14 protein-coding genes are annotated in these 16,199 nt (G+C 72.5%); 3 read left to right on the forward strand and 11 right to left on the reverse strand.

Translation table 11 applies throughout. The features are described from left to right. Nucleotides 1–51: 51 nt before the first annotated feature. Both ACTMS0_RS01075 and ACTMS0_RS01080 read right to left on the reverse strand, forming a co-directional pair. Nucleotides 52–456 carry a roadblock/LC7 domain-containing protein gene (locus tag ACTMS0_RS01075; protein ID WP_155328939.1) on the reverse strand — a complete coding sequence of 135 codons (405 nt, stop codon included), beginning with the start codon at nucleotides 454–456 and terminating at the stop codon, nucleotides 52–54. Further along, complete coding sequence (locus tag ACTMS0_RS01080; RefSeq protein ID WP_441153171.1) at nucleotides 453–3,971, reverse strand: nitrate- and nitrite sensing domain-containing protein; 3,519 nt, start codon at nucleotides 3,969–3,971, stop codon at nucleotides 453–455. Before ACTMS0_RS01080 ends, ACTMS0_RS01075 begins: the two co-directional genes overlap by 4 nt. Before the next feature lie 460 nt (nucleotides 3,972–4,431). Between ACTMS0_RS01080 and ACTMS0_RS01085 the strand changes: the two genes are divergently transcribed. Further along, nucleotides 4,432–4,770, forward strand: a complete 339-nt coding sequence (locus ACTMS0_RS01085) for a hypothetical protein (RefSeq protein WP_441153172.1) — start codon at nucleotides 4,432–4,434, stop codon at nucleotides 4,768–4,770. 35 nt (nucleotides 4,771–4,805) lie between these two features. On the opposite strand, the gene ACTMS0_RS01090 is transcribed toward ACTMS0_RS01085, so the two are convergent. Then, on the reverse strand, nucleotides 4,806–5,885 hold the full coding sequence (locus ACTMS0_RS01090; protein WP_441153173.1) for an adenosine deaminase: 1,080 nt from the start codon (nucleotides 5,883–5,885) through the stop codon (nucleotides 4,806–4,808). A gap of 143 nt (nucleotides 5,886–6,028) precedes the next feature. Next, a complete protein-coding gene (locus tag ACTMS0_RS01095) occupies nucleotides 6,029–6,451 on the reverse strand; it encodes a PPOX class F420-dependent oxidoreductase (protein ID WP_441153174.1) in 423 nt (140 codons plus the stop codon). Nucleotides 6,452–6,509: 58 nt separating this feature from the next. Between ACTMS0_RS01095 and ACTMS0_RS01100 the strand changes: the two genes are divergently transcribed. Next, the gene (locus ACTMS0_RS01100; RefSeq protein WP_441153175.1) at nucleotides 6,510–6,980 is read left to right on the forward strand and encodes a MarR family winged helix-turn-helix transcriptional regulator; all 471 of its coding nucleotides are present in this window, start codon (nucleotides 6,510–6,512) and stop codon (nucleotides 6,978–6,980) included. Nucleotide 6,981: 1 nt separating this feature from the next. Then, on the forward strand, nucleotides 6,982–7,830 hold the full coding sequence (locus ACTMS0_RS01105) for a putative RNA methyltransferase (protein WP_441153176.1): 849 nt from the start codon (nucleotides 6,982–6,984) through the stop codon (nucleotides 7,828–7,830). Between the two features lie 12 nt (nucleotides 7,831–7,842). On the opposite strand, the gene ACTMS0_RS01110 is transcribed toward ACTMS0_RS01105, so the two are convergent. The 7 genes from ACTMS0_RS01110 to ACTMS0_RS01140 all read right to left on the reverse strand — a co-directional run bounded on the left by ACTMS0_RS01110 (nucleotide 7,843) and on the right by ACTMS0_RS01140 (nucleotide 16,168). Beyond that, on the reverse strand, nucleotides 7,843–8,523 hold the full coding sequence (locus ACTMS0_RS01110) for a DUF4272 domain-containing protein (protein ID WP_441153177.1): 681 nt from the start codon (nucleotides 8,521–8,523) through the stop codon (nucleotides 7,843–7,845). A 102-nt stretch (nucleotides 8,524–8,625) separates the two neighbouring features. Further along, the gene (locus ACTMS0_RS01115) at nucleotides 8,626–9,906 is read right to left on the reverse strand and encodes a thymidine phosphorylase (protein WP_441153178.1); all 1,281 of its coding nucleotides are present in this window, start codon (nucleotides 9,904–9,906) and stop codon (nucleotides 8,626–8,628) included. A 58-nt stretch (nucleotides 9,907–9,964) separates the two neighbouring features. Then, nucleotides 9,965–10,669, reverse strand: a complete 705-nt coding sequence (locus ACTMS0_RS01120) for a cytidine deaminase (protein ID WP_441153179.1) — start codon at nucleotides 10,667–10,669, stop codon at nucleotides 9,965–9,967. Nucleotides 10,670–10,683: 14 nt separating this feature from the next. Continuing rightward, nucleotides 10,684–11,964, reverse strand: a complete 1,281-nt coding sequence (locus ACTMS0_RS01125; protein ID WP_441153180.1) for an ABC transporter permease — start codon at nucleotides 11,962–11,964, stop codon at nucleotides 10,684–10,686. Nucleotides 11,965–11,967: 3 nt separating this feature from the next. Next, on the reverse strand, nucleotides 11,968–13,299 hold the full coding sequence (locus ACTMS0_RS01130) for an ABC transporter permease (RefSeq protein ID WP_441153181.1): 1,332 nt from the start codon (nucleotides 13,297–13,299) through the stop codon (nucleotides 11,968–11,970). Continuing rightward, nucleotides 13,296–14,942 carry an ABC transporter ATP-binding protein gene (locus ACTMS0_RS01135; RefSeq protein ID WP_441153974.1) on the reverse strand — a complete coding sequence of 549 codons (1,647 nt, stop codon included), beginning with the start codon at nucleotides 14,940–14,942 and terminating at the stop codon, nucleotides 13,296–13,298. Before ACTMS0_RS01135 ends, ACTMS0_RS01130 begins: the two co-directional genes overlap by 4 nt. Before the next feature lie 161 nt (nucleotides 14,943–15,103). Continuing rightward, nucleotides 15,104–16,168 carry a BMP family lipoprotein gene (locus ACTMS0_RS01140; protein WP_441153975.1) on the reverse strand — a complete coding sequence of 355 codons (1,065 nt, stop codon included), beginning with the start codon at nucleotides 16,166–16,168 and terminating at the stop codon, nucleotides 15,104–15,106. Between the last annotated feature and the right edge of the window lie 31 nt (nucleotides 16,169–16,199).

Genomic DNA, 16,199 nt, shown 5'->3' on the forward strand with positions numbered 1-16,199 from the left:
CGAACCCCTCGTTGTCGTCGTTGCACCGCCGACCGCACGGTCAGCGGAACGTCAGCCCAGCATGCCCGCGGCCGCGCGCGGCTGCGGGGTCAACGCGTCGCCCACCCGGTCGACCAGCAGGGCCATCTCGTAACCCACCTGCCCGACGTCGCAGCTACGGGCGGCCAGCACGGCGAACGACGAGCCGTCCGAGATGGACATCAGGAACAGGAAGCCGTTGTCCATCTCGACCACCGTCTGGAGCACGGCACCGCCCTCGAAGCAGCGGGCCGCACCCTGGGTGAGGCTGACCAGGCCGGACGAGATGGCGGCCAGCTGGTCGGCCCGGTCCCGCGGGAGGTCCCGCGAGGCCGCAAGGAGCAGGCCGTCCGCCGACACGGCGACCGCGTGCGCGACTCCGGGCACCCGGTCGGCGAAGTTGGCGAGCAACCAACCGAGATCCTGCGTAGTTGTCATCCTTCTTGCTCCTTCTGCCCGCTCCCGGCCACCGGGCCTGAGCCAGACTGCGAGGACTGCCCACCCGGAGTCTCCTCCGGGCTGGTCGGGTTGCTGTCGGAGGGGTTGCTGCGCCCACGCTGGACACCGCGGTGGTAGGCCGACAGCAGGCCGCGGACGGACTCGGGCGTACGTCGCTGCACCGAAGTCGTGGGCTTCTCCACCGCGCCGGGCACGAGCTGCGCCATCGGGGTGCGCTTCGGCAGCCCGGTGGGGGTGGTGGCCTCCACCGGCACCTCGCTGGCCGCCGAGGCCGCCCGCCAACCGTCGTCCGCGGCGGTCTGCCAACCGCCGCTGGGCGGCGTACGCCGCTGGGCGAGCCCCTCGGCGGGAGTGCCGTTCCCGTTCGCCGTCGAGCGGTTCTGGCGCGGAGCGCCGCCGGACGTCGGGGTCTCTGCCATCGGTGCGTTACCTGTCGTTGCGGGTCGTGTCTGCTGCGCGGGCGCCTCGACCCTGGCGAACTGCTGGGTCACGGCGCCGCCGCTCGTTCCGGCCGCCTTGGGGGCCTCCTCCGACCCCGGCCGGCGGGTACGGAACCAGGCCGATTCCAGCTCCCGGAAGATCGGCAGCTCCATCGTCTCGTCCGCGTACCGCTGCCGGTTCTGAGCCGGCTGCGGCGTGGTCGGCCGCGCCACAGCGGGCGGCGTCGGCCGGGCGACCGGCGCGCCGGCCGGACCGGACTGCGACGGCACCGGAGCCGCCTGGTGCGGCGTCGGGTTCGCCGAGGGCTCGGCGGCCGGGCGCGCCACCCGGGGCAGCTCGGTGGTCATGTCCAGCGCCGCGGCGAGCCGTTCCGGCACCGCCGGGGTGGCGGCGTCCCGGGCCGCGCCCGGCACCGGCGGCCAGGCCGGCGGAGCGGGGGCGTTCGGGGCCGGCGTCGACGAGACCGGACGCTGCGGCAGCGGCGTGGGGTACGGCTGACCGGACGCCGGGGCCGCCGAGATCGGGTGCCCGGAGACCGGCGAGGCCGACACCGGAGCGGCGGAGATCGGCATACCCGAGGTCGGTGGGCTGGAGACCGGCGGCCCGGCGTACGGGACCGGCGGGGCCGACACCGGCGGGACCGGCGGCGCGGAGTACGGGCGGGTCTCCGGGCTGCTGGGCAGCTGCCGCGGGATCGCCGGCTGCTGCCCGGTGGTGCCGGGGTCCCCCTGGGCGCGGCGCTGCGGCAGCGGGTCGATCTGCTGACCGTTGGAGGTGCGCGGGGCGAACCCGTCACCGCCGTTGACACCGTTGGCGACGGGGGTGGCGCCGGTGAGGTCCGACCAGGCCGGCATCCCGCGGGCCGGGCCCGCCGCGGCGGGCGTGCCGGCGCCGTTGCGGTGCGCCGGGTCGAACGGGCGACCGCCGAGCGTCACCTGGTTGCCGGACTCGCCGGGGCGCGGGCCAGGAACCGGCGCGGCCGGGGCGTTCCCGAGCGCGGGCAGGGCTCCGAAGGCCGGGGCCGGGCCGGTGGCGACCGGCGGCAGCGCGGACGACATCCGGCCGGACAGCGCCCGGGGCACCAGCACCCCGGTCGGCAGGGTCACGTCCGCGACGGTCCCCCGCTCGGCACCGGGCCGCAGCTCCACCCTGACGCCGTGCCGGGACGCCAGCCGGGCGACCACGACGAGACCCATCATCCGGGAGACCGCCACGTCCACCTGCGGCGGCGTGGCGAGCTTGTCGTTCAGCTCGCGGAGCTGCTCCGGGCTGATGCCGATGCCGCGGTCCTCGACGTAGAGCGAGGCGCGGTCGCCGACCCGGCGGGCCTCGACGACGATCTGCGAGTCCGGCGGGGAGAACGCCGTGGCGTTGTCGAACAGCTCGGCGACGAGGTGCACCAGGTCGTTGACGGCGTGCGCCGCGACCTCGATGTCCCGGTCGATGATCCCGAACTCGATCCGCGTGTAGTGCTCGACCTCGGACTGGGCGGCCCGGAGCACGTCGATCAGGGCGGCCGGCTCCCGCTGCACACGGGTGGAGTCCGCACCGGCGAGCACCAGCAGGTTCTCGTCGTTTCGGCGCATCCGGGTGGCCAGGTGGTCGAGCTGGAACAGCTCGGCCAGCCGGTCCGGGTCCTCCTCGCCGCGCTCCAGCCGGTCGAGGTGGCCGATCAGCCGGTCGACCAGGATCTGCGACCGGCGGGCCAGGTTGACGAACATGGTCGCGACGGACGCCCGCAGGGCGGCCTGCTCGGCGGCGGTGCGGACGGCCTCGAGGTGGACGGCGTTGAACGCCTCGGTCACCTGGCCGAACTCGTCCTTGCTGCGCACCGGCAGCGGCTCGGCGATCTGGTTGGCCAGCTGCACCGGGGTGAGCTGACCGGTCACCTGCGGGTCACGCAGCCGGGCGACCGCCTGGGGCAGCCCGTACTGGGCGATGGAGAGGGCGCCCTGGCGCAGGTCGCGCAGCGACCGGGCCATCGAGCGGGCGACCAGGTACGCGAAGAGGATGGCCAGCAGCAGCATGCTGAGCAGCAGGCCGGTCTCCAGGAACACCTGGCGCTGCACGTCCGACCGGATGTCGTCGGCGAGCCCGACCGCGTCGGCGTCGAGCTTCGCCTCGACCTTCCGGATCAGCCCGGCCTCGGACACCAACGCGCTGTCCCACTGGTTGGCGTTGAACCCTGCCTGGCTGAGGTCGCGCGCGCTGGAGAGGCCGCGCAGGGTGCTCCGGTAGCCCTGCGCCTCGCGCAGGTCGGCACCCGCCACGGTCTGCTGGTAGAGCTCCTGCTCGGACCGGTCGGCGACGGTGTTGAAGGTCTCCAGCCACTGGCGCTGACCGGTGAAGGTGGAGATGTAGATGTCGCGCAGGTTCGGCGTGAGCTGGCGCTGGTTCAGCGAGATGTGCACCACGTAGCGTTCCTGCGCGTGGAACTCCTTGTGCCGGGCGAGGGCCGTCGCTGCGCGCATCTGGTCGCTCAGCTCGATGTCCCCGGCCAGCTGGGTGGCCGAGTCCCGCACGTTGAGCAAATTGGCGATCAGATCGTCGTACTGCTGCTGCGTCTGGGCGGTGTCGAGCCGGCGGTTGAGGACCTGGCTCCGGATGCCGGGCAGGTCGGTCAGCGTCCGGTCGAGGTACCGCAGCTGGTTCTCGAAGGCGCTCGGCAGGTCGTCGACCTCGGATCGTTGCCGGGAGTACGGCCCCTTGGCCTCGTCGACGCCGGCGGAAGCCTGCTCGTACGTCTTCCGGAACCCGTCGGCGGCGTCCCTCGGCGAGCCCACCAGCCGGATCGCGCTGTTCCGCTCGTCCTGCAGCTGGTTGACCAGCTCGCCCGAGTAGCTGACCAGGCTGGTGAGGTCGCCCGCTCGGCTGGCGTTGTTGAGCGTCTGCAGGTGGTCGACCAGACCACTGGTACCCACGACGACCGTGGCGATGGTCGGCACGATCATGATGAGACCGAGCTTGGACCAGATCGGCATGTCGCGGAGCCGACCGGCCGGCCGGCGCAGACGCGACAGGAAAGAGCCTGCCGTCTTCGGCCGTTTGCTCACGTCACCGCCCTCGCGATTGCAGCGTCCGCGTTACCCTCGGGCAACGCCCAGCGGCCGACCCGGCGGGTCGGACCATCCGAGATTCCATCACGCCGCCCCGGAAAGAGAAAGCCCAGGTTGGCCGTCGCGGAGGGTGTGATGAGATGTTCTTGGGTTCTGATAGCAGTCCGTCTGGCCGGAGTTACTCAAAGCAATGGAACACCCCTACCGTGTCGTCCTGCTCGCCGGCCCTTCGGGCTCCGGAAAGTCGTACATAGCCCGGCGAACCGGGCTTCCCGTCCTCTGTTTGGACGACTTTTACAAGGATGGCGATGACCCTACGTTGCCACGACAGAGCGGCCAGGTCGACTGGGAATCGCCCGCTTCGTGGGACGCCGGGGCGGCCGTGGAAACGATTGTCCGCCTGGCCCGGGAGGGTCGGGCGGACGTGCCGATCTATGCCATCGGGGAGGACCGCAAGGTGGCCACACGGCCATTCGATCTAGCCGGTTCGCCACTTTTCGTCGCCGAAGGGATTTTCGCCGCCGAGATCGTCGCGGAGTGCCGCCGCCGCGGGGTGCTCGCCGGGGCGTACGCCCTCCGCCGGCCGCGGGGCGCGACCTTCGTCCGCCGACTGGCCCGCGACCTCGCCGAGCAGCGCAAGGCGCCCAAAGTCCTGGTCCGGCGCGGGGTGGCCCTGCTGCGCGCCGAGCCGGCGGTGCTGCGCCGGCAGACCGGTCTCGGCGCGGAGGCCGCCCGCGCGGGCGAGGTGCTGCGCCGGGTGGCCGGTCTGCTCGCCGGCCACTCCCACCGCTCCTGACGCCGCCGGCGCGCACGCCCGGTCGGGCGCCGCGGTCAGCCGATCAACTTCGCGTACGCCGGCTTGATCACCTCGTCGATGATCCGCAGTCGCTCGTCGAACGGGATGAAGGCGCTCTTCATCGCGTTGATCGTGAACCACTGGATCTCGCGCCAGCCGTAGCCGAAGGCGTCGACCAGCAGGGTCATCTCCCGCGACATGGACGTGCCGCTCATCAGCCGGTTGTCGGTGTTGACGGTGACCCGGAAGCGCAGGTCCCGCAGGAGCCCGATCGGGTGGTCGACGATCGACGCGGCCGCGCCGGTCTGGACGTTCGACGACGGGCACAGTTCCAACGGGATCCGCTTGTCCCGCACGTACGCGGCCAGCCGGCCGAGCACCGGCTCCGGGCCGGGCGTGATGTCGTCCACGATCCGTACGCCGTGGCCGAGCCGGTCGGCACCGCACCACTGGATGGCCTGCCAGATCGACGGCAGGCCGAACGCCTCGCCGGCGTGGATGGTGAAGTGGAAGTTCTCCCGCTGGAGGTACTCGAACGCGTCCAGGTGCCGGGTGGGCGGGAAGCCCGCCTCGGCGCCCGCGATGTCGAAGCCCACCACGCCGGTGTCCCGGTGCCGCACGGCCAGCTCGGCGATCTCCTGCGACCGCGCGGCGTGCCGCATGGCGGTGAGCAGGGTGCCGACGCGGATGGGCGTACCCGCCTCGGCGGCGAGGGCGCTCCCCTCCTCGAAGCCGGCGATGACCGCCTCCACCACCTCGTCCAGCGTGAGGTTCCGCTCCAGGTGCTGCTCAGGTGCGAAACGGACCTCCGCGTAGACCACGCCGTCGGCGGCCAGGTCGAGCGCGCACTCCCGGGCCACCCGCCGCAGCGACGAGGCCGTCTGCATGACCGCGACGGTGTGCGCGAACGTCTCCAGGTACCGCTCCAGCGAACCGGAGTCGGCCGCCTCGACGAACCAGCGGCCGAGCGCCTCCGGGTCCGTGGTGGGCAGTTCGTGCCCCACCTCGGCGGCCAACTCGACGATCGTCGCCGGCCGCAGGCCACCGTCGAGGTGGTCGTGCAGCAGCGCCTTCGGGACCTTGACGATGTCCTCGTACCGGATAGTCGCGACCATGGTCAGACCCTAGGGCATGTGTCGGAGGCACAGCCCGGCCACGCCGGACCCGGGCGACGACCGGCGGCGCGGCCGGTCGTCGCGACCGGCCGCGCCGCTCGACCTGGCGCGCGCCGGACCGCGACGGTGTGGCGTCGGGCGGATCACGGCCGCCAGCCGTAGACCCGCTCGACGGCGAGCCGGAGCACGACCCGCCGGTCGGCCACCATCGCCGCCCGGTAGTCGGCCCAGTCGGGGTGCTCGCCCCGGATCTCCCGGTAGACCTCGACGAGCTCGTCGACCGTGGGGTCGTCCGGGGCTCCGGCCGGGGGCGTGAGCGAGACCAGCCCCTCGGCGACCGCGTACGCGCCGCCGTCCGGCGTGGTGACGTGGAAGCTGGCCCGCGGGTCGCGGGACAGGTTGCGCACCTTCGCCCGGTCGGCCGTCGTGGAGCAGCGGATCAACCGGGGCTCGGCGAGGTAGTCGACGTTGGACAGCTGCGGGCGGCCGTCGGGGCGCAGGGTGACCAGCACGCCTCGGCCTCGCCGCCCGAACAGCTCCCAGAGGCGATCCGATTTAGTTGACATGTCATTAACCTAGGTTGCCGGTGATTGACATGTCAACCAGGGCGTTAGGATCGGCGGCATGGTCGGACCTCGGTGGCTGGACGAGCGCGAGCAGCGCGCCTGGCGGGGCTACCGGCGCATGCGCCGCCTGCTCGACCTCGAGCTGTCCCGCGAGCTGATGCGGGACGCCGGGCTCTCCGAGCCGGACTACGACGTCCTCTCCGACCTCTCCGAGACCCCCGACCAGCGGCTCCGCCTCAGCGAGCTGGCCGACCGCATGCTCTGGTCCCGCAGCCGGCTCTCCCACCACCTGACCCGCATGCAGCAGCGCGGCCTGGTCGCCCGCCAGGAGTGCGCCGCCGACGGGCGGGGCTCCGTCATCGTCCTCACCCCGGAGGGCCGGCGGGCGATCGAGGCGGCCGCCCCGGGCCATGTCGCGGCCGTCCGTCGCCACCTGATCGACCTGCTCACCCCCGACGAGATCGCCGCGCTGGACGCGCTGACCCACCGGGTGATCACCCGGCTCGCCGTCGACCGGACGGCCGTCTGAAATGGACCCCCGCATCGTCGCCCGCCTGCGCTGCCCGGTCTGCGGCGAGCCGCTGGCCGAGGTCGCCGCCGGCACGGCCCGCGCGCTGCGCTGCCCGCGCCGGCACAGCTTCGACGTGGCCCGCCAGGGGTACGTGAACCTGCTCGCCGGCCGCGCCCCGCACGCCGGGGACACCGCCGAGATGGTGGCCGCCCGGGCCGACTTCCTCGCCGCCGGTCACTACGACCTGATCTCCGACGCCCTTACCGACGCCGCCACCGAGGCCGCCTCCGGGGCGTACCCCCTGGTCGTCGATGCCGGTGCCGGGACCGGCCGCCACCTCGCGGCGGTGCTGGCGGCGCTGCCGGACGCCGTCGGCCTGGCGCTGGACGTGTCGAAGCCGGCGCTGCGTCGCGCGGCGCGCGCCCACGAGCGGGCGACGGCGGCCCTCACCGACACCTGGCAGCGGCTGCCGCTGGCCGACGCGTCCGCCGCTGTGCTGCTGAACGTGTTCGCCCCGCGCAACGGCGCCGAGTTCCGCCGGGTCCTCCACCCGGCCGGCGCGCTGCTGGTCGTCACCCCGGCCGCCGACCACCTCGCCGAGCTGGTCGACGCGCTGGACCTGCTCCGCGTGGATCCGGCCAAGGCGGAGCGCGTCGCCGACAGCCTCGGCGGGCACTTCGTCGAGGAGTCGGGCACCGAGCACCGGGCCCGGTTGGCGCTGACCCGCACCGAGGTGGCCACGCTGGTCGGCATGGGCCCCAGCGCGTGGCACACCGACCCCGCCGGGCTCGCCGCCCGGATCACCACCCTGCCCGAGCCGGTCCCGGTGACCGTGGCCGTCCGGCTCGGCGTCCACCGACCGCGCTGAGCCGGCGCGGCCTCAGGTGGAGAGGTCCACCTCTTCCCAGCCCGGCGGCTCGTCGTGGTACGGCCCCCGCAGGATCACCGCCCACTCCAGCGCCCACCGGCGCTGCCCGATCGCGTTCGCGTCGACCAGCCCGGGCGGCATCCGGCCGGACTGCTCCACCTCCAGGTACGCCCAGTCCAGGCAGTAGTGGAGGTCGAGCAGGGCCGCCGCGTCGGCGGGATGCTGCGGCGCGGCGAGGATCCGGGACCGCCAGAGCCCGAACGTCTCGCCCGCGGCGATGTTCGGCATCCGCTCCACCAGCCGCTCGTCCACCGGCAGCGTGGGGTCGAGCTGCTTGGTCAGGCCGAGCACCCAGGCCAGGGCGAACAGCGCGTCGTGGTGCAGCACGAACGAGCGGTGGTCGCCCTTGCCCCCGGTGACGAACTGCCACTCCGGCGGCGTGACCAACTCCATCAGGTGCGAGGTGAGCAGCCAGCTCATGGCCGCCTGCGGCGGCATGCCGAAGCAGCGGGCCAGGATGAGGTGCAGCACCGCGATCCGCGCCTCGATCTCGCCGGTCGGCCGCAGCTCGATCTCGTCCCCGGGCTCCCACACGAGGGGGAACTGCCGCGGCGGCAACGGCAGGCCCAGCCGGGCCAGCTCGTCCAGGCTCGCCTCACGTACCGCACGGGGATCGGGGGCAGATACGGCCACGACGGATCATCCTCGTCTGTTCGTGCCGGCTCGACGCCGGGTCGTCCCCCCTGGCCAGGGAGGATAGCCCCACCGTCCCGACTGTCGGAACGGCGGGGGCGATCAGCCGATCCGCTCGATCACCAGCGGCGTCGCGCCGGGCGCGGCCGGCGCGATCCGCACCGCCCGGGCGGCCTCGTCGCGCGCCGCGGGGATCCGGCCGGAATCCTCGGCGCGCAGCTCGTAGAGGGGTTCACCGGCCCGGACCGGGTCGCCCGGGCGCTTGTGCAGCACCACGCCCGCGGGCACCGACACCGGATCCTCCTTGCGGGCGCGCCCCGCGCCGAGCCGCCACGCGGCCACCCCCATCGCGTACGCGTCGACCTCGGCGACGAAGCCGTCGGCGTCGGCGCGGACCACCTCGACCTCGGGCGCGGTGGGCATCGGGGCGTCCGGGTCACCGCCCTGCGCCCGGATCATCGACCGCCAGACGTCCATCGCCCGGCCGTCGCGCAGCGCGGCCTCGGGGTCGGCGTCCGGCAGGCCGGCCGCGTCGAGCATTTCCCGGGCCAGGGCCAGGGTCAGCTCGACCACGTCGGCCGGACCACCGCCGGCCAGCACCTCGACCGACTCGGTCACCTCGACCGCGTTGCCGATGGCCAGCCCCAGCGGGGTGGACATGTCGGTGAGCAGGGCGACCGTACGGACACCGTGCGCGCCGCCGAGCTCGACCATGGTGCGGGCCAGCTCGCGGGCCTGGTCGACGGACTTCATGAACGCGCCCGAGCCGACCTTGACGTCCAGCACCAGGGCACCGGTCCCCTCGGCGATCTTCTTGCTCATGATCGAGCTGGCGATCAGCGGGATCGCCTCGACGGTGCCGGTCACGTCGCGCAGCGCGTACAGCTTGCGGTCGGCCGGCGCGAGGCCCGGCCCCGCCGCACAGATCACCGCGCCGACATCGCGGAGCTGGGCGATGAACTCCGCGTTGCTCAGCGCCGCCCGCCAGCCCGGGACCGACTCCAGCTTGTCGAGCGTGCCGCCGGTGTGCCCCAGGCCGCGCCCGGACAGCTGCGGCACGGCGGCGCCACAGGCGGCCACCAGCGGGGTGAGCGGCAGGGTGATCTTGTCACCGACGCCGCCGGTCGAGTGCTTGTCGACGGTCGGCCGGTCGACCGCGGACAGGTCCAGCCGCTCGCCGCTGGCGATCATCGCGGCCGTCCACCGCGCGATCTCCGGGGCGGTCATCCCGTTGAGCAGGATCGCCATGGCCAGCGCCGACATCTGCTCGTCGGCGACCACGCCCTTGGTGTACGCGTCGACGACCCAGTCGATCTGCGCGTCGGAGAGCACACCCCCGTCCCGCTTCACGCGAATTACATCAACCGCCGCAAAAGCACTCATGAGATAGATCTTTCCCTGTCGAAATGGCGGATACCGGCCCGGGCCCGATCTCCCAAGCTCAGCCACCCCAGCGGATCGGTATCTCCATCGGCGGCTCCCCCTCGCCCGCCCAGAAGATGGTGCCGCTCGCGTCCACCACGACGACCCGGGGCGTCCGCGCCAGCCCCCAGGTAATCGCCTCGGCCGGGTCGTCCCAGCTCGGGGCCTCCTCCAGCACGCCGGTCTCGGCGCTCTCGGTGTCCCCGGCCGACCGCTCCCAGTAGGCCGTCCACACCTGCTGCCCGGCGGACAGGTCGGGGTGCACGAACACCGTGCCCCGCCCGCGCCAGGCGGCGAGCCGCTCCGGCACCACCGGCAACGGGGTTTCCCCGGTCACCGCCTCCAGGTCCTCCACGCCGAAGGCGTGCGGCAGCAGCTCGGCCATCCGCAGCGGGCCGCCCTTCGCCTCGATGAGGCACTCCGGGCCGCCCTGCTCCCAGAGCAGCTGCCGGCAGCGTCCGCACGGCATCAGCGGCTCGCCGGTGGCGTCGACGCACGACAGCGCCACGATCCGCCCGCCGCCGGTGGCGTGCAGCGAGGAGACCACGCCGCACTCGGCGCAGAGCACCACGCCGTACGCGGCGTTCTCCACGTTGCAGCCGACCACGACGCGGCCGTCGTCGACCAGGGCGGCCGCCCCCACCGGGAACTTCGAGTACGGCACGTACGCGTGCCGCATCACCTCGGTCGCGGCGGCGCGCAGCCGCCCCCAGTCGATCTCCATGCGGTGCTCCCCCGTCAGCCCTTGATGTACGGCTTGCCGTCGGCGGCCGGCGCCCGGACCTTCCCGACCAGGCCGGCCACCGCCAGGATCGTCGCCAGGTACGGCAGCATGGCCAGGAACTGGCTCGGGATCGTGCTGTTGATCGCGCCCAGGTAGGTGGCGAGCTGGTCGGCGAAGCCGAAGAACAGCGCCGCGAGCAGTGCGCCGGTCGGGCTCCACCGCCCGAAAATCAGCGCCGCCAGGGCGATGAAGCCCTTGCCACCGATCATGTTCTTGGTGAACGAGAAGAGCGCCAGCGTGTACGACGCGCCGCCGATGCCGGCGACCACGCCGGCCAGCAGCACGTTGCGGTAGCGCAGCCGCAGCACCTTGACGCCCAGCGTGTCGGCGGCCGTCGGATGCTCGCCGACCGAGCGGGTCCGCAGGCCCCACCGGGTGCGGAACAGCGCGATGTGGATCACCAGGACCAGCAGCAGGCCGAGGTAGAGGAAGATGTTGCCGCGGAACAGCGCCGGCCCGATCAGCGGGATGTCCGACAGCAGCGGGATCTCCCAGCTGCTGAAGCGCGGCGCGCTGTTGTACCGCTCCGCGTCGGTCTGCATCAGCCGCTCGTAGATGAAGCCGGTGACGCCGACCGCGAGCAGGTTCAGCACGATGCCCATGACCACCTGGTCGACCAGGTACCGGATGGCGAAGACGGCGAGCAGCAGCGAGATGAACGCCCCGCCGATCGCCGCGGCCACCAGACCCACCCAGACGTTGCCGGTGATGCTGCCGAACAGGGCACCGCTGAACGCGCCCATCAGCAGCTGACCCTCGATGGCCACGTTGACCACGCCGGAACGCTCGCAGAGCACGCCGGCCAGCGCGCCGAAGATCAGCGGCAGGGCCAGGATGAACGTGCCCCGCACGACGTTGACCAGCGGCATGAAGTTCTGCCCGGCCGGGGCGGCGGAGACCTGCCAGCAGAGGAAGCTCAGCACGAACCCGACCAGGCCGGCGGCGAGCACCAGCGTGAACCAGCGCTTCGGGAGCCCGGCGAGCATCGCCACGCCGGCGGCGAGCGCGACCACCCCGAACAGGATCGCGCCGAAGGTGCCGTTGACCGCCAGGGCGGCACCGGCCGCGTCCTCGCTGAGCGTGAACCGCGCCCGCTGGTCGGTGGCGAGCGCCCCGAAGAGCACCGCCGCCAGCAGGCCGAGCGCGGTCAGCACCAGGCCGACCTTGCGGGTACGCGTCCAGAACCCCACGTCGACCGGGGCGACCGCGACGTTCTCGACAGCCATGGTGGACACGCGTCACCAGCCCTTCGCGAGGCTCGTCTGGAGCCGGGCGGCCCGCGCGGCCCGGAGCTGGAAGATCGCCTTCACCAGGGCCGGCGCGGCGATGAAGATGACGATCAGGGCCTGGAGCACGGTGACCAGCTCCAGGGAGATCCCCGAGTACGACTGCATCCGGTTGCCGCCGGCCTGGAGCGCGCCGAAGAGCAGCGCCGCGAGCGCCACGCCCCACGGCTTGACCCGCCCGAGCAGCGCCACCAGGATGCCGTCGAAGCCGATCTGGGCGACCACCAGCGGGGTCAGCGCGGCGGCGGTGGTGCCGAGCACCATCTGCGACCCGCCCAGGCCGGCCAGGACCCCGGCGAAGACCATGATCAGGACGTACGTGCGGGTGACGCTGATGCCGGCGGTGCGGGCGGCATCCGGGTTGGCGCCCACGGCGCGCAGCTCGAAGCCGAGCGTGGAGCGGTTGAGCAGCCAGGCGACCGCCCAGGTGGCCAGCACGGCGACGAGGATGCCGGCGTGCACCCGCAGGTTGTCGCCGAGCAGGCGGGGCAGCTGCGCGGACGCGTCGACCGGCTTGCTGATCGCGTCGGTCCGGTTCGGGTCCTGGACGCCGTTCTGCACGATGATCCAGGTCAGGAAGTACGTCGCGATGTAGTTGAGCATGATCGTGTTGATCACCTCGTGGGCGCCGGTACGCGCCTTGAGGATGCCCGGGATGAAGCCCCAGATCGCACCGCCGAGCGCGCCGGCGAGCACCGCGACGAGCAGGTGCAGCCCCGGCGGCAGCGGCAGCAGGAAGCCGGCCAGCGCGGCCAGGATGACGCCCATGGTGGCCTGGCCCTGGGCGCCGATGTTGAACAGGCCGCCGCGGAAGGCGAGCGCCACGGACAGGCCGGTGAACACCAGCGGTGCGGTGTAGGTCAGCGTCTCCGAGATGGGGCTCAGCGCCGCCGTGAAGCCGACCGCGTCCGGGTCGAAGATCGCGCCCTTGAACAGGTTCCCGTACGCCTCGCTCACCAGCGTCCAGCTGGAGTTGATCGCGTCCGACGGGCGGGCGGTGATGTAGCTGTAGGTGGCGAGGACCTCCGGGTCGGAGACGATCATCAGGATCGCGCCCACGACCATCGCCAGCACCAGCGACAGCACCGTCACGGTGAAGGTGTTGGCGGCCCAGAGGTTGTCCAGGAAGAGTCGCCCGAGCGACGGGCGCCCCTCGGGCGCCGAATGCTTCGGGGTGGTCGCCGCCTCGGCCCGCTCGGCGTTGCCGAGCGCGTTCTGCGCCGCCTGCGCCTCGGTCGCCGGCTCCTTGTCCGGCGAGCCCGACTGCGGAGTGGGGATGGTCATGCCTCGTCCTCGCTACCAGGGCGCTCGGCGGTCGGGGCCGCCGCGCCGCCGTCGGTCGCCGCCGAGCCGGGGGAGCCGGTGGTGGCGTCACCGGCGGCGGCCGCGTCGGGGGTGACGCCGGCCATCAGCAGGCCGATCTCCTTGCGCGGGGTGTCCGGGCCGACGATGCCGATGACCCGGCCGCGGTACATCACCGCGATCCGGTCGGCCAGCCCGATCACCTCGTCGAGTTCGCTGGAGACCACCAGGACGGCGGTGCCGATGTCCCGCTCCCGGATGACCCGGCTGTGGATGAACTCGATGGAGCCGACGTCGACGCCGCGCGTGGGCTGGGCCGCGATGAACAGCTTCAGCGGCCGGGACAGCTCCCGGGCCACGATCACCTTCTGCTGGTTGCCCCCGGACAGCGTGCCCACCGGCGCCTCGGCGGACGAGGTACGGACGTCGAACTGGGCGATCCGCTCCTTCGCCGACTTCGTGATCTCGTCCGGCTTCAGCGCGAGGCCCCTGCCGAACGGCGGCCGGTCGTAGATGTCCAGCACCAGGTTCTCCGCGACGCTGAACTCCTTGACCAGCCCGTCGACGCTGCGGTCCTCGGGGACGTAGCCGACGCCCGCCCGGAGCACCTTCTTGGTGGACCAGCCGTCGACCCGCTCGCCGTCGAGGCTCACCGAGCCGGCGAGCATCGGGCGCAGGCCCATGATCGCCTCGATCAGCTCGGTCTGGCCGTTGCCCTGCACGCCCGCGACGCCGAGCACCTCACCGGCGTGCACCGTCAGGTCGACGCCGTCGACCGCGCGTACCTGCCGGTCGTCGTCGACGACCAGGCCGGCGACCTCCAGGACCGGCTTGCCCGGCGTGGCGGGCTTCTTGTCCACGGTGAGGCGGACGCTGCGACCGACCATCAGCGCGGCCAGTTCGTCGCGGCTCGCCGACGGCGACGCGGTGCCGACGGTCTTCCCGCGCCGGATCACGGTGATCCGGTCGGCGATGGCCTTGACCTCGCCGAGCTTGTGGGTGATGAAGACGATCGACTTGCCGGCGGCCTTGAGCGACCGCATGACCGTGAGCAGTTCCTCGGTCTCCTGGGGGGTGAGCACCGCGGTCGGCTCGTCCAGGATCAGCAGGTCGACGTCGCGGGTGAGCGCCTTGACGATCTCGACCCGCTGCTGGATGCCGACCGGCAGGTCCTCGACGATCGCGTCCGGGTCGACCCGGAGGTTGTAGCGGGCGGAGACCTCGGCGACCTCGCGCCGGGCACGCCGGCGGTCCAGGAAGCCGGCGATGCCGCCCCGGACCTGCTCGGCGCCGAGCATGATGTTCTCCGCGACGGTGAAGACCGGCACCAGCATGAAGTGCTGGTGCACCATGCCGATCCCGGCCGCGATCGCGTCGGACGGGCCCCGCAGCTTCAACGGCTCGCCGTCGACCAGGATCTCGCCCTCGTCGGGCTGGTACAGCCCGTAGAGCACGTTCATCAGGGTCGACTTGCCGGCACCGTTCTCGCCGAGCAGGGCGTGGATCTCTCCAGGCTCCACCGTCAGGTCGATGTGGTCGTTGGCGACCAGGTCACCGAACCGCTTGGTGATGCCGCGCAGTTCGAGTCTCAGCGCAACCTCCTGGAGTGCGAAGCGATGGTGCAGCGTAGCTGCCGGGCCGCCCGCCGGGGCTCGGACGGGTGGAACCGATCGGCCGCCCCGGCGCCGGGGGACGGGTCCCCGTGGCGCCGGAGCGGCCGATCGTCGTGCTTGCCGCTCGCCGGCCCCCTGCGGTGATCATCCCACCGTCGGCGGCCGGCGACGCGTCACTTCGGCTGGGCCTTCGACTCGACCTTGACGGTGCCGGCGGCGATGTCCGCCTTCAGCTTGTCGACCTCGGCCTTGAGGTCGGCCGGGATCTTGCTGTCGAAGTCGTGGTACGGGGCGAGCGACACGCCGTTGTTGGCCAGCGTGCCCAGGAAGCCCGGGTTCGCCTCGAGCTTCTCGCCACCGGCGGCCTTGAGCACGGCCTCCTTGACGGCGTCCGGGATGTTCTTCACCACGGTGGTGATGATCACCGGGCAGTCCGGGGTGCTCTCGCAGCCGTCGACGTCCACCCAGATGGTGTTGTACTTGCCGCCCGAGGCCTTCGCGGCACCGGTGGTGCCGAGGCCGGCGCCGCCGGCGACCGGCATGACGATGTCGGCGCCCTGCGCGACCAGCGCGTCGCTGACCTTCTTGCCCTCGTCCTGCTTGACGAAGTCGTTGGTGAAGGAGCCCTTCTGGGTCGCCTTGTCCCAACCGAGGACGCGGACGTTCTTGTTCTTGGTCTTGTTGTAGTGCGCGACGCCGTCGGCGTAGCCGTCCATGAAGATGGTCACCGGCGGGATCGGCAGGCCGCCGTAGGTGCCCACCGCGCCGGACTTGGTCAGGCCGGCGGCCAGGTAACCGGCGAGGAAGGCGGCCTGGGCGGTGTCGAACTGCATCGGGTAGACGTTGCTCTCCGGCAGCTTCGCGTCGACGATGCCGAACTGCTGGTTCGGGTTCGCCTTGGCGATCTTGGAGGTGGCGTCACCCATCAGGCCACCGACGGCCAGGATGAAGTCGCACTTCTGGTTGACGTACTGGGTCAGGTTGACCTCGTAGTCCGCCTCGGCCTTCGACGCGACGTACTTGATGTCGATGTTGTCGTTCTCGGCCTTGGCCTCCTGCAGACCCTTCCAGGCGGAGGTGTTGAACGACTTGTCGTCGATGCCACCGACGTCGGTCACCATGCAGGCGCTGTACTTCTTGTCGCCGTCACCGGCGCCGTTGTTCTCCTCGGGAGCCTCACCACACGCGGCGGCGGCCAGCACGAGGCCACCCACCGCGAAGACCGAGGCGATCCGCATCCCACGCACCGAGCGCAAGACGTCTCCTTCC

It is taken from the genome of Micromonospora sp. H33 (assembly GCF_052068455.1).
In the GTDB taxonomy this organism is placed as follows: Bacteria; Actinomycetota; Actinomycetes; order Mycobacteriales; family Micromonosporaceae; genus Micromonospora.